General features: G+C 41.1%; 18 protein-coding genes and 1 tRNA gene. 2 read left to right on the top strand and 17 right to left on the bottom strand.

All coding sequences use genetic code 11. The annotated features are described in order from the left end of the window. Positions 1 to 223 precede the first annotated feature (223 nt). Both CPBP_RS05525 and CPBP_RS05520 read left to right on the top strand, forming a co-directional pair. Positions 224 to 300: transfer RNA gene (locus CPBP_RS05525), tRNA-Pro, on the top strand. Positions 301 to 411: 111 nt separating this feature from the next. Beyond that, positions 412 to 675 carry a DUF2312 domain-containing protein gene (locus tag CPBP_RS05520; protein WP_350331862.1) on the top strand — a complete coding sequence of 88 codons (264 nt, stop codon included), beginning with the start codon at positions 412 to 414 and terminating at the stop codon, positions 673 to 675. On the opposite strand, the gene CPBP_RS05515 is transcribed toward CPBP_RS05520, so the two are convergent. From CPBP_RS05515 to lnt, 17 genes are all read right to left on the bottom strand, one after another. Beyond that, entirely contained in the window at positions 672 to 1,943 is a 1,272-nt protein-coding gene (locus CPBP_RS05515; protein WP_350331861.1) for a hypothetical protein, read from the bottom strand. The genes CPBP_RS05520 and CPBP_RS05515 overlap by 4 nt on opposite strands. Positions 1,944 to 2,008: 65 nt before the next feature. Then, positions 2,009 to 3,775 carry a penicillin-binding protein 2 gene (mrdA, locus tag CPBP_RS05510; RefSeq protein WP_350331860.1) on the bottom strand — a complete coding sequence of 589 codons (1,767 nt, stop codon included), beginning with the start codon at positions 3,773 to 3,775 and terminating at the stop codon, positions 2,009 to 2,011. Between the two features lie 1,442 nt (positions 3,776 to 5,217). Continuing rightward, the gene (locus CPBP_RS05505) at positions 5,218 to 5,688 is read right to left on the bottom strand and encodes a hypothetical protein (protein WP_350331859.1); all 471 of its coding nucleotides are present in this window, start codon (positions 5,686 to 5,688) and stop codon (positions 5,218 to 5,220) included. After that, positions 5,675 to 6,448: a rod shape-determining protein MreC gene (gene mreC, locus CPBP_RS05500; RefSeq protein WP_350331858.1), complete on the bottom strand. Its 774-nt coding sequence runs from the start codon at positions 6,446 to 6,448 to the stop codon at positions 5,675 to 5,677. The genes CPBP_RS05505 and mreC overlap by 14 nt, the downstream gene beginning before the upstream one ends. Before the next feature lie 107 nt (positions 6,449 to 6,555). Continuing rightward, on the bottom strand, positions 6,556 to 7,593 hold the full coding sequence (locus CPBP_RS05495) for a rod shape-determining protein (RefSeq protein ID WP_350332618.1): 1,038 nt from the start codon (positions 7,591 to 7,593) through the stop codon (positions 6,556 to 6,558). A gap of 36 nt (positions 7,594 to 7,629) precedes the next feature. After that, on the bottom strand, positions 7,630 to 8,544 hold the full coding sequence (gene miaA / locus CPBP_RS05490) for a tRNA (adenosine(37)-N6)-dimethylallyltransferase MiaA (RefSeq protein ID WP_350331857.1): 915 nt from the start codon (positions 8,542 to 8,544) through the stop codon (positions 7,630 to 7,632). 12 nt (positions 8,545 to 8,556) lie between these two features. Beyond that, positions 8,557 to 9,504, bottom strand: a complete 948-nt coding sequence (locus CPBP_RS05485) for an acetyl-CoA carboxylase carboxyltransferase subunit alpha (protein WP_350331856.1) — start codon at positions 9,502 to 9,504, stop codon at positions 8,557 to 8,559. 9 nt (positions 9,505 to 9,513) lie between these two features. Continuing rightward, positions 9,514 to 10,275 (bottom strand): NAD kinase, encoded by a 762-nt coding sequence (locus tag CPBP_RS05480; RefSeq protein WP_350331855.1) that lies wholly within the window; start codon positions 10,273 to 10,275, stop codon positions 9,514 to 9,516. 18 nt (positions 10,276 to 10,293) lie between these two features. Next, positions 10,294 to 11,103 (bottom strand): metal ABC transporter substrate-binding protein, encoded by an 810-nt coding sequence (locus CPBP_RS05475; protein ID WP_350331854.1) that lies wholly within the window; start codon positions 11,101 to 11,103, stop codon positions 10,294 to 10,296. Between the two features lie 523 nt (positions 11,104 to 11,626). Then, a complete protein-coding gene (locus CPBP_RS05470) occupies positions 11,627 to 11,896 on the bottom strand; it encodes a hypothetical protein (protein WP_350331853.1) in 270 nt (89 codons plus the stop codon). A 4-nt stretch (positions 11,897 to 11,900) separates the two neighbouring features. After that, a complete protein-coding gene (locus CPBP_RS05465) occupies positions 11,901 to 12,989 on the bottom strand; it encodes a Clp protease/crotonase-like domain-containing protein (RefSeq protein WP_350331852.1) in 1,089 nt (362 codons plus the stop codon). A gap of 92 nt (positions 12,990 to 13,081) precedes the next feature. After that, on the bottom strand, positions 13,082 to 13,792 hold the full coding sequence (gene ctrA, locus CPBP_RS05460) for a response regulator transcription factor CtrA (protein WP_350331851.1): 711 nt from the start codon (positions 13,790 to 13,792) through the stop codon (positions 13,082 to 13,084). A 75-nt stretch (positions 13,793 to 13,867) separates the two neighbouring features. Then, positions 13,868 to 14,515: a hypothetical protein gene (locus CPBP_RS05455; RefSeq protein WP_350331850.1), complete on the bottom strand. Its 648-nt coding sequence runs from the start codon at positions 14,513 to 14,515 to the stop codon at positions 13,868 to 13,870. A gap of 5 nt (positions 14,516 to 14,520) precedes the next feature. Further along, positions 14,521 to 15,969 (bottom strand): TolC family protein, encoded by a 1,449-nt coding sequence (locus CPBP_RS05450; RefSeq protein WP_350331849.1) that lies wholly within the window; start codon positions 15,967 to 15,969, stop codon positions 14,521 to 14,523. Between the two features lie 302 nt (positions 15,970 to 16,271). Further along, a complete protein-coding gene (gene hrcA, locus CPBP_RS05445) occupies positions 16,272 to 17,309 on the bottom strand; it encodes a heat-inducible transcriptional repressor HrcA (protein WP_350331848.1) in 1,038 nt (345 codons plus the stop codon). A 195-nt stretch (positions 17,310 to 17,504) separates the two neighbouring features. Beyond that, the gene (locus CPBP_RS05440; protein ID WP_350331847.1) at positions 17,505 to 18,128 is read right to left on the bottom strand and encodes a peptide deformylase; all 624 of its coding nucleotides are present in this window, start codon (positions 18,126 to 18,128) and stop codon (positions 17,505 to 17,507) included. 120 nt (positions 18,129 to 18,248) lie between these two features. After that, positions 18,249 to 19,799, bottom strand: coding sequence for an apolipoprotein N-acyltransferase (gene lnt, locus CPBP_RS05435; RefSeq protein ID WP_350331846.1), 1,551 nt, complete (start codon positions 19,797 to 19,799; stop codon positions 18,249 to 18,251). Positions 19,800 to 19,933 lie beyond the last annotated feature (134 nt).

Below are 19,933 nucleotides of genomic sequence, written 5' to 3'. Positions count from 1 at the left end.
TCCTCCTGCGCCGAAGGTGGGGCAAAAATTCCCTCATTCTCTCATATCTCAAATCGCACAAAATCCAACTCAAAGAATCAAAACCTTCCCCACTCTCCACGGCAATAATCCGTGTCCGATCAGATCAGATCCAATCTAACCTAATGGGTGCAGCATCATGCTGCCGGCACGTTGATGGATTTTTCTTGAATGAAATCGCTAGATCATTTATAAGTATGACCATCGGAGTGTAGCGCAGCCTGGTAGCGCACCACGCTGGGGGTGTGGGGGCCGTGGGTTCGAATCCCGCCACTCCGACCATTAAATGAAAAAAGTTCCGCCTTTGAACTTTTATTTTTTTTATTATACACAACGGAACCTTTTATATAATAATAACTGTTCATTACCAAATTCTTAACGGAGGCTTTTTTTATGATCACAACAAACGATACAAAACTTCACTTAAAAAACTTAATTGAACGCATTGAAAAATTAGAACAAGAAAAAGCAAATATGGCCGAACATATTCGCGACGTATTTGGCGAAGCAAAATCGTCAGGCTTTGATACAAAGGTTATGCGCCAAATTCTGAAAATCCGCCGCATGGATACACAAGAAGTTCAAGAACAAGAAGAACTGTTAGATATTTACAGAGCAGCCTTAGGCATGATTCCTGACGACGAAGCCGACAACTAAACGGCAGATTTTTCCAAACAAGCACTCATCTCTGCTATATCCGCTGCTGTTAATTCTTGAAACTTTTCACCCTCAAGAACAAATGTTGCGTAGATATACGGCTCAATAATGTTACGCACACAAGCATACACCGCATCTTCTGCAAGATCTGGATTGCTTGCAGCTGTTTCTAGTTGCTCTTGATATTCTGGTTTAGATCGCAAAAAGCTTCTAAATCCAGAATGCTTGGCGATGAAATGGCATACACCCTCTATGCTTAAGTTTTCCATTAACAGTCGTGCAGCTTTATCAAAGGGCTTTCTGGCACCACATTGTGCTGACCAAATTCCTTTTGACGAGATGCCTAAATTAAAATGATCACTCAGCAACAACAACAAATATACGTATTCCTCTGCAGATTCGGCATATTCATGGTCAACCAAACACTCTTGAATAATATGCTTTTTATACTGTCTAACTAAAAAATGGATCGCAGCTTCCAGATTTGGAGCATTAAACAACGCCATCTCAAATTCCATATCGTCTAATCCAGAAATAGCTCTGTCAGCACAATCTTTTGCATTCGAAATAGCACAATTTTCTAAAATATCTCGTGCGCGCATTCTTTTGCTTAGATTATCTGACGTAGCTAGATCGTTAAAGAAACTTGCAACATTAACCAATCGACCAATTAAGATAGATTTCCCTTGAGGCGTTTCGGCATCTTTAGACCGCAATATCTTAATAAACCATACCATGCAGTTTTCAACTTCCGAAGATATATCAGAAAGCACGGCATTCGCCTTACAAAGGCCATCCAATTCCTCAGCATCGCAGTCCACAAATAAAAAATCACAGGAAATTCTAAATTTTATGGATGCTATATCTAACATTTCCTCTTCATCTTCGATCGTCAACCGCTCATTTGGGATAGCTTTCGGATCTCGAATTAACGCTAATAGATTTGCAAATAATCGGCGATCATCTGACCTGGGCAATGGCTCTTGCTCCAACTTTACATCACAATAATTCGCCCAAAATGCATGGATAATGGCTGCTCTACGCTCAATCGTTTCTGCATCATCACTGCTACCACTCAAAAGCCCACCATCAACCTGCATACGGTCCAAAACATCACCATAGGGTCTAGCCCCTACAACAACCGCCATTCGTTGAATCATTGCCTGTTGTGCACTTGGTAAAGGCACCGCTTCTTCTGTTGGCAACGCCGCAGCGTTAATACAAAGCTGCATGAATAGAACCAATGACACTATACGAAACAATAGCATTTTGAACTCTTTGAAGATGATTGTATACTTCAAGGTAGCTCGAATTAGTTAACAGATCATAAATATTAATGTAAGATTTTTCGCATAACGAATTGCATGATATCCCGACCAAGAGGGGCTGCTGTAACTCCGCCAAACCCACCATGTTCAACCAAAACAATCACTGCATATTTGGGTTTGTCTAACGGCGCAAACCCTGCAAACAATGCGTGATCTTTGTCTTTCCAGTCCCAGTCATATCCATGATGGCGTCCTTCTGCTCGTTCACGCAGGGTAATTTTCCGAACCTGAGCCGTCCCTGATTTCCCCCCCATTTCCCAAGTAACACCTTGAGGGCGGCTGCGATACCCCGTACCATTTGGATGGTTCATCACTTGGCCAATGGCATGCGTAATAATCGCAAGGTGTTGTTTGGATACCTTAATATCTGGTGATGCTTCGGTGGTGCTGTTCGCTAGAATATGCGGGATTATTGTATGCCCTCCATTCACAAGCTGAGCCATCACTTTTGCTAATTGTAACGGAGTCGCCAAGACATATCCTTGCCCAATCGTCAAGTAAACTGTATCAATCCTACGCCAACGTTCCTTACGGTTTTTCAATTTCCATTCATTGGATGGCAGCAGCCCTTTTTTCTCACCAGGAATAGTCGACCCCGTCAGCTCTCCCATCCCAAATATTCCCAACCATTTCGTTAATAATTCTAGGGGCATTATTTTCGCAATTTCATACATGTATATATTGCACGACCCTCTCAACGCCTCTTCTAAGTTTACTGAACCATGCCCCCCATCTTTCCAACAATGGCACGGTTGCCCATCAATCACCGTAACACCTGTACATGTGAACCGCGTTTCTGGCTTAATATACCCTTCTTCCAATGCTGCCAAGGCTATTATCGGCTTTATGATCGATCCCAACGCATATTGCCCCATGATGGTTTTATCAACCAGCGGCGTTTGAATATCATGTCGTAATGCATCCCATTGTGCCTGTGATAACCCTCGTTCAAAAATTCCAGGATTAAAACTGGGATATGACACCAGGGCGATGATCTCTCCCGTATTTACATCCAGAACGACCACAGCACCGCTTTTGTGCGGCTCAAGCTTACGATACACAAACTCTTGAAGCTCTGCATCAATCGTCAACTTAACTTCATCTCCCTTACGTCCTGGATTAAATGACAATGTACGCATCGCTTCACCGTATGCATTCACTTCTTCTTCTAATAACATCGGCACACCAAACAGCGTCTCATCCAATTGCTTTTCCAATCCCGAACGCCCAACCGTTGAAAAGGGTAGCTTTTTAGCGTAAGGGTGATCTTCAGGGATTCGACTGGTATACCCCAAAAAATGAGGTGTCACACTGTCCATTGGATACGTCCGTTCATACAACGTTTGAATATCGACCATAGGCAGATCATTCTTATGGGTCTCTAAAAGAGTGATTTCATCCCAACTTAATCGTTCTTTTAATACAAACGATTTGTTATCTTTTCGATTGAATAGGTCTGGATTAACTTGAAAGTTTTTTTGAGCTAAGACTTGCTTGCATTTTTCCCGACAGTCTTGGTCTTTGCAAGTGACTCTAGCATTATAATATGGGGTGCTCTGTGCCAAAATCACCCCGTTTCGATCTTTGATATTGCCTCTCAAGGCTGGTTTCAACGTAACGCGAATGCGATTGCGATCAGATAATCCTGCATATTTTTCCTGATCAATAATCTGTAAAAAAAACAACCGTCCAATCAATAGCAGAATCAATGCAATTTGTAGTGCGATAACCACACCCAATCGATATCCAAACAGTGCGAACGTATTTCGCATTCTTACTCCATCCCCATGATACGATTATTCTTACACTAATTTGAATTTGGACGGAACTCTCTTTTGATACAATGCAGCGTAACGCTGCACTCGTTAGGTTAGATCCGATGTGGTTGGACACGGATTTCAAACAATGAAAGCCGTAAGGCAGCATGATGCTGCACCCATTAGGTTGGATTGAGTGTGGTTGGATACGGATTATTGCCGTGGAGAGTGGGGAAGGTTTTGATTCTTTGAGTTGGATCGATGTGGTTTGAGATGTAATAAGATACATGTGGAGGAATGGGGCGGATTTTGACCCAGCTTTGACCCATTTCGGGCGCAGGGCAGCGTGACGCTGCACCCATTAGGTTAGATTGAGTGTGTTTGGAGATATGGGGGAATGGGGCGGATTTTGAACCTACCTTCGGCGCAGGATCATTTGGGGTGAAAAATGATTTTGAGATATTTTTGTGAAGAGTAGTGTTTTAGTTCCTCTGTTTTGTTTGAAAGTGCTGCGTGTAAGGCTTTCAAAGTTAAGTTATTTGTTTAAGTGTTTAATTATTTAGTTTTAAAACCGAGAGAATCCCCAGTAACCCGCACGTGCAAAAGAACCCCATTTCTTACACGAATGGGGAAAGGCGGACTTTAGTAATATATACAAAGTCGGTGTTTTACGAGCCCGTCGGCTCTAGGGGTTGTTTACAGGGCTGTGTCTACTGATCGGGTAGTTTGAGCGCCTGTACTGGGGATTCAGTTCGGCATGTCTTTGAGTGGTTCAAAGACGTAGAACAAAAAAAGGCTACCCAGGTTTTTGGGTAGCCTCTTCGCAATTCTAGCTATTAGTATACATAAGAAGTTTAGATTGTCAATATATTTTTATAATCCGTGTCGAGGCGCATCGGATCTATCTATAGGGTGCAGCGTCACGCTGCTTTTTGCCCACCGTCTCGTGAAGAAAAGACGGATTGCTTCGTCTATTTAGCCTCGATTTAGGGAGTGGGTTTTGTCCCCCCACCCGAAGGTCACTGAGGGTGACTAGGGCACAACTGTTGAAAGTGATCAGAAGAAGTGTTTAACGATATTAAAATCACCCACTTAAACACCAAGCTATGAATGTTATAAAAAACTTCATATTGTGTAAAATAGTCGCATATCTATTACTTAATTCATACATATCTGTATGATTGACACAATTAATCGGTTTATCAATGATTTTCCCTGTTCTATTGATTTGTTGTCAAAAATATTCTTTTTCAAATCACTTTCAACAGTTGTGGTGACTAGGGCGGGGGGTGCGCAAAAATCAGAAAAATTAAAAAATTGTTAACCTTTATTAACCCCAGATTAACGGCAGTGCTTTTTCTTATAAGTCGTGTTTGTGCGAATCAGATCTAGCCTAACGGATGCAATGGCACGTTGCCTATAGGATCCATGGATCATCCCTGGTAGCCTCACGTTACTTATAACGTTGCAAACCGGCTATATAGCGGTGCCATCAGCTTTACCCACACGGGAAACCATAGAATCCCCACGGTTACATCCAGTAGTTGATGCATCAGGGAAAATGGAAGTTTTAATTGAATCGCCAATATCCACTTCCCTACCCCAATCACAAGAATCAAACTGCCAATGCTTTGCCATAAATAATTAAATTCCTTGTGCAGCAAAAATCGACGATCCATATGGATGATGCTCATTAACGCTAAATATACGAATGTTTCTTCCCCTAAAAGATGCCCCGACAGGCTATCGCAAATCAATCCTAATCCGACAAGCAACGAAATGGGGACGAAATCTGATCGAAATACACTCCAGTAAAATATAGCAGCATAGGCGAACGATTGTATGCCAGACAGAATGCTAATAAATACAGATATGATAATCGTAAGCCCAGGCACATATTGATACAGCTTGATTTTATTGGTGAACATGTTCAACCATTGTTTCACTTAACGATGATAATACATACACAAATAACGTTGCATCCATAGCGTGAATCAGATGTATTTTTGTGCCCGCAGATTTCTTTTCGATAACAGCAACATTAATTCCTCTGGGAAAAACGCCACCCTGTCCAGAAGTTAACAGCCGATCACCATCCTCTAGCTGATCGGTCAAAATATACTCTAAAAGCACACCTTGTCGCACATCGCCTTTAATTACCCCAACAGCATTTGTGCGCTCAACATAAACTGGAACCGATGATAAAGGGTGAGACAGCAACATTACTTCGGCCGTCTTCTGCCCCACTGCGATTACTTTGCCAACCAAACCATGGGCACTAATCACGACCGAATCTTTTTGAATGCCGGATTTTATTCCGACGTCCAAAAAACCTTTATGTCTACCTTGATACCCTTGGGGGATAAACATCTGACTTGTTAGAGCCGAAACCTTCAGGTCTTTTTTATAATTCAGCAATTCCTGCAACACATGCATTTCATTGCGCAAGCGTTGAACTTCTAATTTCCAGAACTGAATGGTTTCGTCTTTTTCATGCAACTGTCGTTCGTATTTTTTATACGGACTCAAAAGATCACGAATATTATGGGTCACCGTGTGTGTCACATCCACACTCAAATCCACCAACGGCAATGTTGCATCAACGATTATTGTTTTGATTTTTTGGGTAAACTGCTGGTTGCGATAATCCATGACCGACAGAACGATCACCCCAATCATCGAAAACATTAACGTAATCTTGGCCGCGTTCAAACGCACTCTAAAAAAAGATGCGGAAGGCCAAATTCGCCTTCCAAATCGTGAATATTTCCGCTGATTTTGCCGCAGGCGCATGCTTAGACTTTAATTAGTACATTGTGTAACGTATCCATGTGTTCCAATGGTTTTCCAGTTCCCAACGCCACACAATCCAACGGCGACTCTGCCACAGTTACTGGAAGGCCCGTTGCAGCACGCAATACTTTATCCAGGTTACGAAGTAATGCACCGCCTCCCGTTAAGACAATACCACGATCAACGATATCAGCAGCCAATTCTGGATCTGTGCGTTCTAACGCCATCTTGACACTGCCAATGATCGCTTGAACGGGTTCAGCAATGGCTTCTGCAACTTGACGTTCATTAATGGTAATTTCTTTAGGCACTTGTTCTATTAAGTGTCTTCCTTTAATTTGCATCGACATTCCATCTCCATTCCCAGGCACACACGCAGATGCTATTTCTTTTTTGATTCGTTCTGCCGTTGCATCACCAATATACAAATTTAAGGTTCGACGAATGTACGATATAATCGCTTCATCAATCACATCACCCCCAACACGCAATGAATGTGAATACACAAGACCACCTAATGATACGATTCCAACCTCAGTGGTTCCACCGCCAATGTCTACAATCATCGATCCTGCAGGTTCTGTCACTGGCAGTCCCGCACCAATTGCAGCTGCCATGGGTTCTTCCATCAAGAACACTTCACGGGCGCCCGCATTTTCGGCAGAATCTTGAATTGCACGACGTTCAACTGGGGTTGCACCTGACGGCACACAAATAATAATTTGAGGGCTAATAAATGATCTACGGTTGTGGACTTTACGAATAAAGTGTTTGATCATTTCTTCGGCAATTTCAAAGTCTGCAATCACGCCGTCTTTCATAGGACGAATGGCTTTAATATTACCGGGAGTTTTACCAACCATTTGCTTAGCCTCTTCACCCACAGCCAATACTTTTTGTTTACCATGTTGATCAATGATCGCAACCACAGAGGGTTCATTTAATACAATCCCTTTACCCCGCACATACACCAATGTGTTAGCAGTACCAAGGTCAATTGCCATATCAGCTGAAAACAGCCCTTTTAATTTCGAAAACATATTTCTGGCCACGGGTCTAATCCTTTTTTATAAATCCTACATTCCTGAGTTGTGACAAAACATTAACACTTTGTCTACTTTAAATTCAGGCTCTTCCAAAACTACATCTGCATTAAATTGATGCCTAAACCACGTCAACTGACGTTTAGCATACTGACGGGTTTTTGTTTGAGCCTGTTCGATTGCCTGTGATTCTGTAAGATGCCCACCTAAATAAGCCTCTACTTCATCAAAGCCGATCGCTTTTGCCGCATAATTATTGTTTATGTCGTGATATGTGGTACGAAACACCTGAACTTCATTGTGTATACCATTTTTCCACATGGAAACAAAGCGTTGATTGATACGATGGTACAAAATTTCGCGATCATGGGAACACAGCACTTTGATAAACCGATCATTCTGAGGGTGCTGCTGTTGGTACCAGGAGTGAAGAGTTTTTCCTGTTCCTTCCAACACAGTCCAGGCTCGCACAACACGATGAATATCCGTCACACGCAGATGCTTTGGAAGATTCGGATCTTTTTCTTTCAAATCTTGATATAACGCATCGATGCCTTGTGTTTGGATAATCGCCTCTGCCCGTTGCATGACTTCATTCGGAACATCGGGTATAGGGGCAATTCCCTCCATCAACACTTTTAGATAAAAGCCAGTACCACCCACGACAATAGGTTGCTTACCCCTAGACTGAGCTTGTGCGATAGCCTCTTGCACTAGCCCAACCCACCGCACAACATCGCATTTATCATCGGGTTCAAAATAATTGTACAGGACATGTCGTCCCTCTTGAATAACAGGCTGAGCCGTCAGTTCGGGCAATCCTTTGTATACTTGCAGACTATCTGCATTGATAATGACACCGTCTAACGCATCGCACACCTGCTCTGCAATGTCAGACTTTCCACCCGCAGTGGGTCCTGTAATAATAATTGGAATCAGTTGAGGCATAGAACGTTCCTGTTACAGGCGCCCCATCTGCAGAAATTTTTGCTGACGCTTCGCAATAAATGTATGCTGCTCCACTCCGTCATACACTTTAAGTGCTGAATTGATATAACGCCCAACAGTAAGTATTGTCTCTTCAGCATGACGATGCGCTCCACCCACTTTTTCAGGAATGATCTGATCAATAATTTTAAACTCTAACAGATCTTGAGCCGTTAGTTTTTGTGCTGCTGCGGCCTCTTCTTTTTTATCCGCATCTTTCCATAAAATAGACGCACAGCCTTCCGGTGAAATCACTGAATATACAGAATTTTCTAACATCATCACGGTATCCGCAACAGCAATCGCGATCGCACCACCTGATCCACCTTCACCAATAATTGTGCTTACCATTGGAACATTGATCTTTAAACACGTTTCAATAGACTTCGCAATCGCTTCAGCCTGACCACGTTCTTCAGCATCCACGCCAGGGTACGCCCCCGGTGTGTTTACCAATGTTATTACAGGCAATCCAAACTGATGCGCCATTTCCATCAAACGTGCGGCTTTGCGATATCCCTCGGGTCTAGCACATCCGAAATTATGCCGGATTCTAGATTCCAAATCCGTCCCTTTTTGATGCCCCATAATCACAACGGAACGACCCTCGAATCGCCCCAATCCTCCCACAATCGCCTGATCTTCACCAAACTGACGATCGCCTGCAAGTGGCGTAAAATCTTCAACCAAACGGCTTACATAATCTAAAAACTGAGGGCGCTTTTCATGCCGTGCAATTTGAACGCGTTGCCAAGCGGTAAGGCTGCCATACGCCTTAATCATCAACTTATGCGCCTTATCTTCCATCGCAGAAATTTCTTTGGTTAAACCATAATCTTCTACGCCGGCAAACTTTTTCAGCTCGGCAATTTTTGATTCTAATTCAACGATTGATTTTTCAAAGTCTAATACTGTGCTCATGCATTTCTCCTAAAACTGCTCTGCAATAATCCGCTCTTCTAAATGGGAATGAGTGCTAAATAACACTGTCGCACTAACCGAATGTTTCTGATGCACGGATACTTTCACCACGCGTTTGATTTCAACCATATCAGCGACAGCATTCACAGGCCGTTTCTTAGATTCTAAGGTTTCAATGACCACATTATCGTTGTTTTTTAACAAGGCGCCCTTCCAGTTCTTGGGACGAAACGGACTAATCGGGGTCAACGCCAACAAGTTCGCCTGTATCGGTAAAATCGGCCCCCCAGCAGAAGAGTTGTATGCCGTACTTCCCGCAGGGGTAGACACCAATATCCCATCAGCAATCAACTTGGGTACGCGCACAACGTCGTTAACCAATACTTTTAATTTAGCCGCCTGGGGAGACGCCCTCGTCACTGAAACATCATTAAACGCCAGAACTGTTTTCTCTCCATCCCATACGTCAATCGTTGTCATTTCCAATGGAAACAACTGAACAGGCTTTGCCTCATTAATTAACGCCTCAATATCATCTTCACCATCTTCGTTAATTGAATTCATTAGAAAACCAAGGTTTCCAAGATTCATTCCATAAAATGGTTTTTCTAAAGCATGATAATCCCGCAATGCTTTTAACATAAACCCATCACCGCCCAAAATTGCTAAATAATCAGCCTCTTCCGGAGGATAATTTGTATATCGTTGTTCAATTAAATCAAGGGTACGTCGCGCCTTAATTTTATTGGCTGTTATAAAGGCAATTTTCATTTGAACACTTACTATTAATCATTGTGCCCACTTTACAATAGATTGTGCCAGCCTTTCTATCAAAATATTATACCCTCGAGTACTTGCCGGAATATCAACCCCTTCTGTATCCACAGTCAAAATCGGCAACTTATATTTTTGCACCAAGTTTTGTACAACATTAATTGGCACATGATGGTCTTTAATAACCCCAATAACACGTCGCTCTTCAAGCACCTTATATACATTTCGCAATCGTTGTGGCGTCATCGATTCTTCAGGAGACCCCATCATATATCCAGAAACAACCAATCCATAGGCATTCGCAAAATACGTCAACACGGGATACGTCGTCAAAATCGATTTCCCAGATAAAGGTTGAAGTTGCAATTGTGTTTTCTCATGCAGCTTTTGCAGCTCTTCTATAAACACCTTGGCATTTGCATCAATCGTTGCATGATCGCACTCAGGATATACAGATTTAAGGGCACCAACCACCGCAGGTAACTTTTTGATAACCTCGTTCGGTGATAACCATGAAAATCCATCCGTCTCATCAAATACTTTAATATTAGCTTTAGCAGATCCAATAAGCTTTGACATAAATGGTTCATGAGTCGAGCCATTCCACACAACAAGCTTAGCCGATTTGATCAACAGTATTTCTGAAGGTCTTGCATGGTGATGATGACCACATTGCCCGTGATTAATCAATAACTTTGGGGTATCAACACCTTTAATTAAGGGAGCCACAACAAAATATAATGGCTTGCAAGAAACAACGACGTCCGCCATTATACTGTTCAATAAAATGCCTACCACACCACACACGTGTAAAAAATGTTTCATAATTTTTCCAGAATATTTGTGGTCACACTATATACAATTGCTCACAAACAATCAACTGGAAAGCACCAACGTGCCGTTGGATCCGTTAGTTAGATCAGATATGGCCTGACACGGATTGTAAAAAACAACGTTACGCCAGTTAAGAGATTTATTCGAATAACCTTATTGGATCCAGGGATCAACCCTGTAGGCACGTTGCCGTTAATCTGAAATTAACAAAGGTTAAGATTCAGTTAACGCGATTTTTTTACCACCCCCCGCCCTAGTCACCCTCAGTGACCTTCGGGTGGGGGGGACAAAACCCACTCCCTAAATCGAGACTAAATAGACGAAGCAATCCGTCTTTTCTTCACGAAACGGTGGGCTAAAATAATAATGTAAGTGCACTAAAGATACGATATCGTATAAACGTTAACAAAAGATTGACGAAGTGGATATTTTTTATCTTTAAGAACATTTTCCGTAAAGTATAAAAATACTCTCTCAGCACCGCATCAGAATTAAAGGTGTTTTACTATATTCTCTAACAAGCAGACCGTACGGATAGATACGTTTTCACTCCATCCAAGATTTGTCCTATTTCTGACAAATCTATCTGAAACCAAAATTCTTTTCTTTCCTGGTCATAGTAACTAAAGCAAAATGCATCCTCAATTGTATCATAACCACCACAAAAATTCGAACTTTGAAACATATCATCCGACTCAACTAATCTCCATTCATCAACGGATAAATTCTTTTCTTTAATTTTTTTACAAATAGAAAGAAACTCTTCGTCTATATGTATCTTCATAAAACTACACCCCTCCATATATCATCTGCACCACGTAGTTGACCGATCGTTTAAGCATCGACACAATTGATTTCCCAAAGCTGGATAAATCACTCATAATATAAAACACATAACTACCTGGGTGAATAACCTCAATGCGCACTGTATCTTTATTCAAACCTGCTAGTTGAAGGGCACTATCAATCGCATCATGCAGGCTACCTCGTTGCTTGTCCGCTCCTTGATCGGGAACACAAACGACCACAGGTTTATCGCCTATTTTTTCAGCACTACGATCTATGCCACTCTTTGAACCATCGTATATGACAACTGCTCTAATATCGAATCGAGAACAGATTGCTTTAAGCGTATCATCGTTAACACCATCCAATATCGGTATCACTGCAACAATACTACCCTTATCTTTGTGAGACTTTCCAAGCAGCCGAACATAATCTTGAATAACAATCGCATGCTCTGATTGAGTTAACTCTGAAACAACTGCATCAACCAGCCCTACATTCACAGCTTGCATATCAATCAACGGCATCTCTGGCAACTCAAACGTGGAATTCCGATTTTTACGAACGATAGATACGCTCTTATAAGCGTGCGTTTCTTTCAACATACCGTCATACTGCAATGTGTGTAAGCTGACTGACCCGAATCGTTGCAGCTGAATAACATCACAATACGATGCCAATACATAAGCAGGAACGCCTCCATTTTTAGAATCAAACGATGTTGAATAACATATGACTTTCTTTCCTTTAGATCTAAAATAGTGAATTGCTTCACCAATCGTATAAGCTTGTGAGACGGTTAAACGAACATTATCTAAATGAATTAAGGTTGATGATATTTTGGACTCATCTGCAGCAGCTCGCAATCCTTGATCAATCTCCCAAACATTGGGGCTAAACCTTAGACTAAATGCCAAGGGATTAGCCGACGGAAAATCATGCACAGTTGACGATAAATGAATATATAATTGATAAGTTGTATTCGCACTCAAAAGCTTCGGCTCTAAAAAGACCCTAACCCCATATCCTATACTCGTTATTAAGGTAACAACGCTCAACACCACCCAAACAAAAACTAATTTTTTCTTCATGTGCACGCTACAAATACTTTACTAAACGTCAAAAGGGATTATTCGCGACTAATCCCTTTCAAAACTTTCTATTAAATTCTTGCCGCTTGAAATCAAGCGGCGGATATGCTGCTATCCGATTCACCTTGTTGTGGACCGCGTAAAACATATCCACGACCCCAAATGGTTTCAATACAACAATCCCCATTTAAAGCTTTTGATAATTTTTTACGAAGTTTGCACACAAATACGTCAATAATTTTTAGTTCCGGTTCATCCAATCCACCATACAGATGATTTAAAAACATCTCTTTGGTAAGCGTTGACCCTTTACGCATTGCAAGCAACTCTAGAATAGCATACTCTTTAGATGTTAAAGGAATCCCCTCACCATCTACTTCTGCCGTATGCGATTGTAAATTAATCACAAGGCGACCAATTTTAATTGTCGCATCAGCATGACCACGCGCTCTGCGAACAATTGCATTGATTCGTGCAACTAATTCATTTTTATTAAATGGTTTTGTAAGGTAATCATCGGCTCCAATACCAAACCCTTTAATTTTATCATCGGCTTCACTTAACCCAGATAAAATTAGAATCGGCGTCTTGATGGCTGCATTTCGTAAACGTTTAATAACGTCAAAGCCATCCATATCAGGTAACATTAAATCCAAGATGATAATATCATAATCATACAACTTGGAAATTTCGATCCCTTCTTCTCCTAAATTTGTAACATCACAGACGATATTCGTCGACTGTAACATCAGCTCAACACTTTTAGAAACGGTCGGATCGTCTTCAATTAACAACACTCGCATCGTAGAGGCTCCTTATTTTTATTTTTGTTCTTATACTATAATAAAAGCCAATAAAGATTAATTTTAGGTTAATAGTTATAATTTCATTTGATTAATAACTCTTTCCAACTCTTTAAGAATCGCTTTTTCTAAAATTCCAGGTAGATTTCGATGTAACCATTCTTCCACACGCAGCAACATGGTTTTTTCGACCACAGCACTGATTGTTTCCGTTAATCTCCCTGCTGGTGCATATTGCGGTTCAAATGATCGCACAGGCTCTTCTTTTCGCAAATCAGACATATTTTGCTGAACATAAGAATCCACAATACCTTTTAACGCTTTGGAAATTCGATCCTCGTTTGAACTGGCTTCTCGGGTAAATTGTTCACGTTTATAATAAGGATCCGTCGTCTCTTGAACAGAACGTTCATTGCGATGTTTTAAATTAAAATCTTCATCTGGAAAAACTGATTGATTTCGCACAGTACGTTCTTCAAGTTTACGCTCGTTTAATTCTTCTTCTTTAAAATTAGGCAACACAAACTCATCCTGATCAAACCTAGGCAAATCTTCCATCATGCGCGCCCCCGATGGATTTGTTGTGGAATCCTCTGGAAACGTTCGACGCAGCTCCGGTTTTGTCTCTTGATCTTCGGTAATAATATTTCGTATGGACGATAAAATTTCGTCCATACTTAATTCATGCTCGTGCCTGTTAGATGTTTTGGCATCATCTATCATTGTTATTATCCTTCTACACTGTGTTCATCATCACGTTCATTAATGACTAATCCAACAGCACTTGGGGTTAAGGTTCCAACAGCAGCTAACAACTTATATCGCCCTAAAACTTCGGCTTTAATACCTTCTAAATAGTTTAACTCTGCTTTTAACAACTGCTCTTGTACTTTTAATAAATCAAGGTACGCACGTTGACCTAAACGGAATTCTTCGATTGCACCTTCATAAGCATTACGTGCAGCTTCTACCCCAAGCTCTGCCTGAGACCGTTGAGATTCCGCTGTTTTTAATCCATGCCAAGCTGCTTTAACTTCTTTTACCATGGCATTACGTGCATGCTCATGACCATAACTTGCCGCTGTGTTATTATTCGTTGCTTGTTTGATTTGGGATATGTGCGACCCCTGGCCAGAGTTTGAAAACAATTCATAGGAGAATCTAATTCCAACGCTACCACTACCACCTTTATCCTTATCTTCATCTTTTAAGGATGTGTCATACTGAGCATACACATCGATTGATGGTAATGTTCCCGTCACAGTGGATGCTAAATTATGTCGCGCGGCTCTCAAATTCGCTGCCGCCCCACGCAATGTGATGCTTTTTTCTTCAGCAATTTTCATACAGTCATCCAATGTTGTGGGCAATGTTAAGTTGTTTTTGGGATACACCAATTCACCCGCAGGTTCACCCGCCATCTCAATATACGCTTGTTCGGCATTGATTAATTCTGTTTGAGCCTTCATACGATTACTGGTCGCTTGAGCCAACTCTGCCTTAGCAGTCAATACGTTTGTACGCGTAGACGATCCCACCACATATTCTGTCTGAACACGTTCAAAGTTATGGCGAGCTTGACGTTCAAATTTTGTATACACGTCTAATGCCTGGCGTCCCTTCAATACGTTGACATAAGACTCCACTGCATCCAAAATGAATTTTTGAATTTTTCCAAATTGCTCCATATCATATGCATCTTGTTTCGCAGCAGCACCCATAACTGCAAACGTATCAGACCCAAAGTGAAATAGATTAATCCCTGCAGAAACTTGCCCTTTAACATCATAATTGGTATCTCTAAACGTCTCTAGATTTTCTGCGAAGTTTCTTCCTGATGGAAACTGATCAGCATGACCTGCAGTTGCCGATAATTTAACATTTGGGCCAAAGCGTGACATAGCAGCCATCATTTCAGCTTCTTTAGCATTACGAGCATATCGAGCACTCAATAATTCTGGATTACCGTCATATGCTTTTTGTAAAAAGTCCAACAACAGTATGTTGCGTCTAACATTAATTTTGCTCGTTGAACTAGCTTGCTCTTTAGGCGCAGCCTCTTTTTTAGCCTGTTCGACGTCTGTTGTTTTAGCCTCTTTTGTTTCACTGGAAGCATACACACCGTTGAACACTGTCGCTAAATACATTGTCCCAACTAATAATTGATTTCTAAGCACTCTAAACACCTTTGTTAACCTTTACTAATATTTTTACACAAGGTTGGCATGATATGAAAGAAAATTTATTAAAATAAGCAACCTGTGTTTGCACCAGGGATGATCCCTAGACTCATAAAATTAGATCCGAGCAACGTGACGTTGCATCCCTTAGATTAGATCCGATGTGGTCTGACACAGATTATAAGTAACAACTTTGCAACAGTTAGAATTTTCACTTTTACAAACCGTATTACCTAACGGATGCAATCTCAGGTTGCCTAATGGGTTCAGGGATCATCCCTGATGCAACGGCAGGTTGCCTATTTTTTCAGAAACTTCTCAATCAATTGAGCTGCATAATTCACCATGGGGATGATGCGTCCGTAATTCTGTCGGGCGGGCCCCAGCACTCCGATGGCACCAACGACATCATGGTGTGAATTTTTATAGGGGGCAACAATCATTGAACAGCCTGACAAGTGGAACAATGGGCTGTTCGCACCCATAAACACTTGAACGCCTTCACCTTGTTTTGCAGAATCAAGTAAGTCTAAAATTCCTGCTTTGGTTTCAAGACTTTCGAACAGGCGCTGAATATGGGACACATCGTCCGCAGTTCGCGCAACATTTAATAAGTTCGATTGTCCTTTAACAATCAATGTGGGCAAACTTTCCGATGCGCCCCACGTTGCAAGCCCTTTTTCTACCACATGTTTTGCTATTGCATGCAGCTGGTTTTTCTCAAATTCTAGTTCTTTTGTGATTAAGGCTTTGGCCTCGTCCAGCGTTTTTCCAATCAATTTTGCTGATAAATAATTTCCGGCCTCAACTAAATGAGCCGGCGTCATGTCCTCTGGAATGGCCATGATACGATTTTCAATCATGCCTTCGTTAGACACCATCACGACCAAGGCTTGACCTTGAGACAGATAAATAAATTCAACATGTTTTAAGGGTGAGTTATAGGTTGGAGCCGTCACAATCCCAGTACACTGAGACAACCCCGTTAAGGTTGTAATGGCTTCGTTCAACACCTCGTCAAAGGAACGATTCTGAAAATCCAAATTTGATTCTAAAATCTGCTTATCGATCTCACTAATGGGACCGATATCTAGCAACCCCTGTACATATAGCTTTAAGCCTTGTTCGGTTGGCAAACGCCCTGCCGAAGTATGGGGAGAATACAACAGCCCTACTTTTTCTAAATGCGCCATAATATTTCGAATCGTTGCAGGTGATAAACTTTCAGATAAACGGCGCGACAATGTCGATGACCCTACTGGCTCACCGCTTTCCATATAGCTATCCACAATTAACTGAAAAATACGCTGCGAACGACGATCTAAAAATTCTTCCATCTGCAAAAAAATCCTACGCTTATGTGATCAATTATAGCAACAACCATAGAACTTAAACACTATTATTTACTAGCGCTTTTCAGCTTAACCAACGGTAAATTAATTTGATGCCTATAAAAATAGATGCCCTGACCGAAAGCATCATAAACAAATACGCCCTAATACAGTTATACGATTATGCTTTAAAGGATATATTCATTCGGCTTTTTGTGCAGATTCCATCGCTGCTTTTCGCAGGGCACGATACTCTTCTATGGGGATAATTTTTCTAGGATCGGTAATCCTGTCAATATATAATATTCCGTGTAAATGATCGATTTCATGTTGAATGATCCGTGCCAAAAATCCTTTAGCAATCCCCTCAACCAATTTTTCATCAATGTCATAGGCACGATAGTGAATGGTATTATATCGATTGACCATTCCAGCCATTTCAGGAATCGAAAAACATCCCTCATAATCCTCACGAAAGCCTTCTTCTTCAACCCCAACATACTCGGGATTTATCCACAGCTTTTTAGACATCTCTTGAATAAAATCTGGACGAAACTTTTTTGTTTTCGGATCATCGGGCGTTGCAAAAACAATCACTTTTTTTGATATTCCAATCTGGGGTGCCGCAAGACCCGCACAATTATCTTCATAATCAAATTGTTGTTCAAGTGCTTGAATATCTTTTATATCCACTTTAGACAAAGGAAAGCTAATTTTTTGTGCCGGTCTACAATAAATATCAGGCCTCTCTTTTTTCATATCAAACACAACATATGGTTTTGCAACAAACTCTGTTGGTTCTATCTCATAAGAAATTGCAGTCATGAACACACCCCTATACTCAAACACACCTTCTCATTATTATGATTTTTATGCTATAGAATATATCAATAGATATACACATATCCAAAGCATTTTATCAAAGGCTAAAAATACCTGTTCAACTCAAACATATCGAACACGCATACGCCGTCTGAAAAAGAACTCAGATATCCCCACCCAACATAACACTATTCCAAACACAATCTCTAACCAATACGAACATCGATTGACCATCCATCGATACAGTGTTTCTGGTAACGGTTTATGAAACTCAAGATCCATGGTTCTATTCGACAATGAAACAGTATACACTCCCAAAGGTGAGACGTACCCGGAGAATCCGCCATTCGCACACCTGACTACCGACACGCCTTCTTCAATCGCTCGAAATGCGTGAGACATAAATTGCTGCTCTTTACCGTTGTATCCAAACCACGCATCGTTAGTAGCTACCGTGATTAGATCGGTTGTTTGATTGGGGTAAATAGCCCGCCCTGTAAAGGATCCTTCATAACAAATGATCGGGTTAATCTTTAATCCATTGGCTAAAACCAACTGCTCTTGACCTTCTTCCCCCCGACTAAAATCATCCATTGCATGAATCCCTAACGCCTTAGTAATACCCAACAAAAACGATGGCATAAATTCTCCAAACTGTGCCAAGAACCGCTTCTTGTAGATATAGATTATATCCTGTACTTTCGTTAATCCAAACAAAATATTATATGCTTCATTTGTCGCTGATCGCATCACAATGCCCCCCAATAACAACGATTCTTTATGCAAGGCCTGCTGTAAGTAGGCTTTGATTTCTGGATAGGTAAAGTCATATCCCATGCCATGTTGCAACAATCCAAATTCAATCGCTGTCTCAGGCCACAAAATCACAGCTGGCACTCGTTCAGATTTCACAAATGACGCACGTACAGCTTGCTTTAAATGCTCAACTCGCATTTCTATCGACTTAAATTTCTCACGTTGCTCAAATGATGTTGGTACCGCTCGAATAATGTGATCTGACACTGCTAATGGTGTCGTTGACATTCGCCAAGCTCCAAATAGTATCAGCGCGATGCATACACCCATCGACACAACCATTGGCAGCTTTGATTGCCGAATGTTACCCACGCTATAACTCAACACTATCGTAATAAATGAAAGCCCATACATACCAAACAACGCCGCACCTTGTGCTATGTAAGGCACCGTGATCCACATTGATCCCACCTGCCCTAACGGAACTGCTGGAGCATATTCACACCGTAAATATTCCCCCAACACAGTGACACCACTCAACGCAACAACACGATACCCACCACCTCGTTTAAAAATATAATTACAAACGCCAATAACTAAAAAAAATAGCGCGCCAATAAACGGAACACCCACAAATACAATAGGCTGCAATGATGCATACACATCCCCAAATGCCGTTAACGGATGGCTAATCCAACTGTGGCTATAACTAAAAAATCCATATCCAAACATAAACGAATATATCAAAGACTGCTTAAGGGAACCCTTGGCACTCAACAAGCTATAATAATAAAATGCAAATCCTGCGATTAATAGTATGGGATAATTATTCAACGAAAACTGAGTTCCAGATACAAACCCTGACAAGAACAGCCATAAAGGCATTAATTGCAATAGATAACTAATAATTTTTAACACCAAATTTAATTTAAATTAATCTTACATTAAGTAGATTGAAAAGAACAAGTTATTCAATAACTTGCAAAATTTTACCTCCCTCGCATATCAACGCTAATCTTGACTTTGTCAAAAAACTCATTATATCGCTAAAT

The sequence above is a fragment of the Candidatus Bodocaedibacter vickermanii genome (genome assembly GCF_014896945.1).
In the GTDB taxonomy this organism is placed as follows: Bacteria; Pseudomonadota; Alphaproteobacteria; order UBA6184; family UBA6184; genus Bodonicaedibacter; species Bodonicaedibacter vickermanii.
This window is presented reverse-complemented; position numbering and strand designations above follow the sequence as displayed.

What these genes read in the sequence shown, in the direction of transcription:
- CPBP_RS05520 (WP_350331862.1), top strand. Translation starts at nt 412, where the DNA reads ATGATCACAACAAACGATACAAAACTTCACTTAAAAAACTTAATTGAA.
- CPBP_RS05515 (WP_350331861.1), bottom strand. Translation starts at nt 1,943, where the DNA reads ATGCTATTGTTTCGTATAGTGTCATTGGTTCTATTCATGCAGCTTTGT.
- mrdA (WP_350331860.1), bottom strand. Translation starts at nt 3,775, where the DNA reads ATGCGAAATACGTTCGCACTGTTTGGATATCGATTGGGTGTGGTTATC.
- CPBP_RS05505 (WP_350331859.1), bottom strand. Translation starts at nt 5,688, where the DNA reads ATGTTCACCAATAAAATCAAGCTGTATCAATATGTGCCTGGGCTTACG.
- mreC (WP_350331858.1), bottom strand. Translation starts at nt 6,448, where the DNA reads ATGTTTTCGATGATTGGGGTGATCGTTCTGTCGGTCATGGATTATCGC.
- CPBP_RS05495 (WP_350332618.1), bottom strand. Translation starts at nt 7,593, where the DNA reads ATGTTTTCGAAATTAAAAGGGCTGTTTTCAGCTGATATGGCAATTGAC.
- miaA (WP_350331857.1), bottom strand. Translation starts at nt 8,544, where the DNA reads ATGCCTCAACTGATTCCAATTATTATTACAGGACCCACTGCGGGTGGA.
- CPBP_RS05485 (WP_350331856.1), bottom strand. Translation starts at nt 9,504, where the DNA reads ATGAGCACAGTATTAGACTTTGAAAAATCAATCGTTGAATTAGAATCA.
- CPBP_RS05480 (WP_350331855.1), bottom strand. Translation starts at nt 10,275, where the DNA reads ATGAAAATTGCCTTTATAACAGCCAATAAAATTAAGGCGCGACGTACC.
- CPBP_RS05475 (WP_350331854.1), bottom strand. Translation starts at nt 11,103, where the DNA reads ATGAAACATTTTTTACACGTGTGTGGTGTGGTAGGCATTTTATTGAAC.
- CPBP_RS05470 (WP_350331853.1), bottom strand. Translation starts at nt 11,896, where the DNA reads ATGAAGATACATATAGACGAAGAGTTTCTTTCTATTTGTAAAAAAATT.
- CPBP_RS05465 (WP_350331852.1), bottom strand. Translation starts at nt 12,989, where the DNA reads ATGAAGAAAAAATTAGTTTTTGTTTGGGTGGTGTTGAGCGTTGTTACC.
- ctrA (WP_350331851.1), bottom strand. Translation starts at nt 13,792, where the DNA reads ATGCGAGTGTTGTTAATTGAAGACGATCCGACCGTTTCTAAAAGTGTT.
- CPBP_RS05455 (WP_350331850.1), bottom strand. Translation starts at nt 14,515, where the DNA reads ATGATAGATGATGCCAAAACATCTAACAGGCACGAGCATGAATTAAGT.
- hrcA (WP_350331848.1), bottom strand. Translation starts at nt 17,309, where the DNA reads ATGGAAGAATTTTTAGATCGTCGTTCGCAGCGTATTTTTCAGTTAATT.
- CPBP_RS05440 (WP_350331847.1), bottom strand. Translation starts at nt 18,128, where the DNA reads ATGACTGCAATTTCTTATGAGATAGAACCAACAGAGTTTGTTGCAAAA.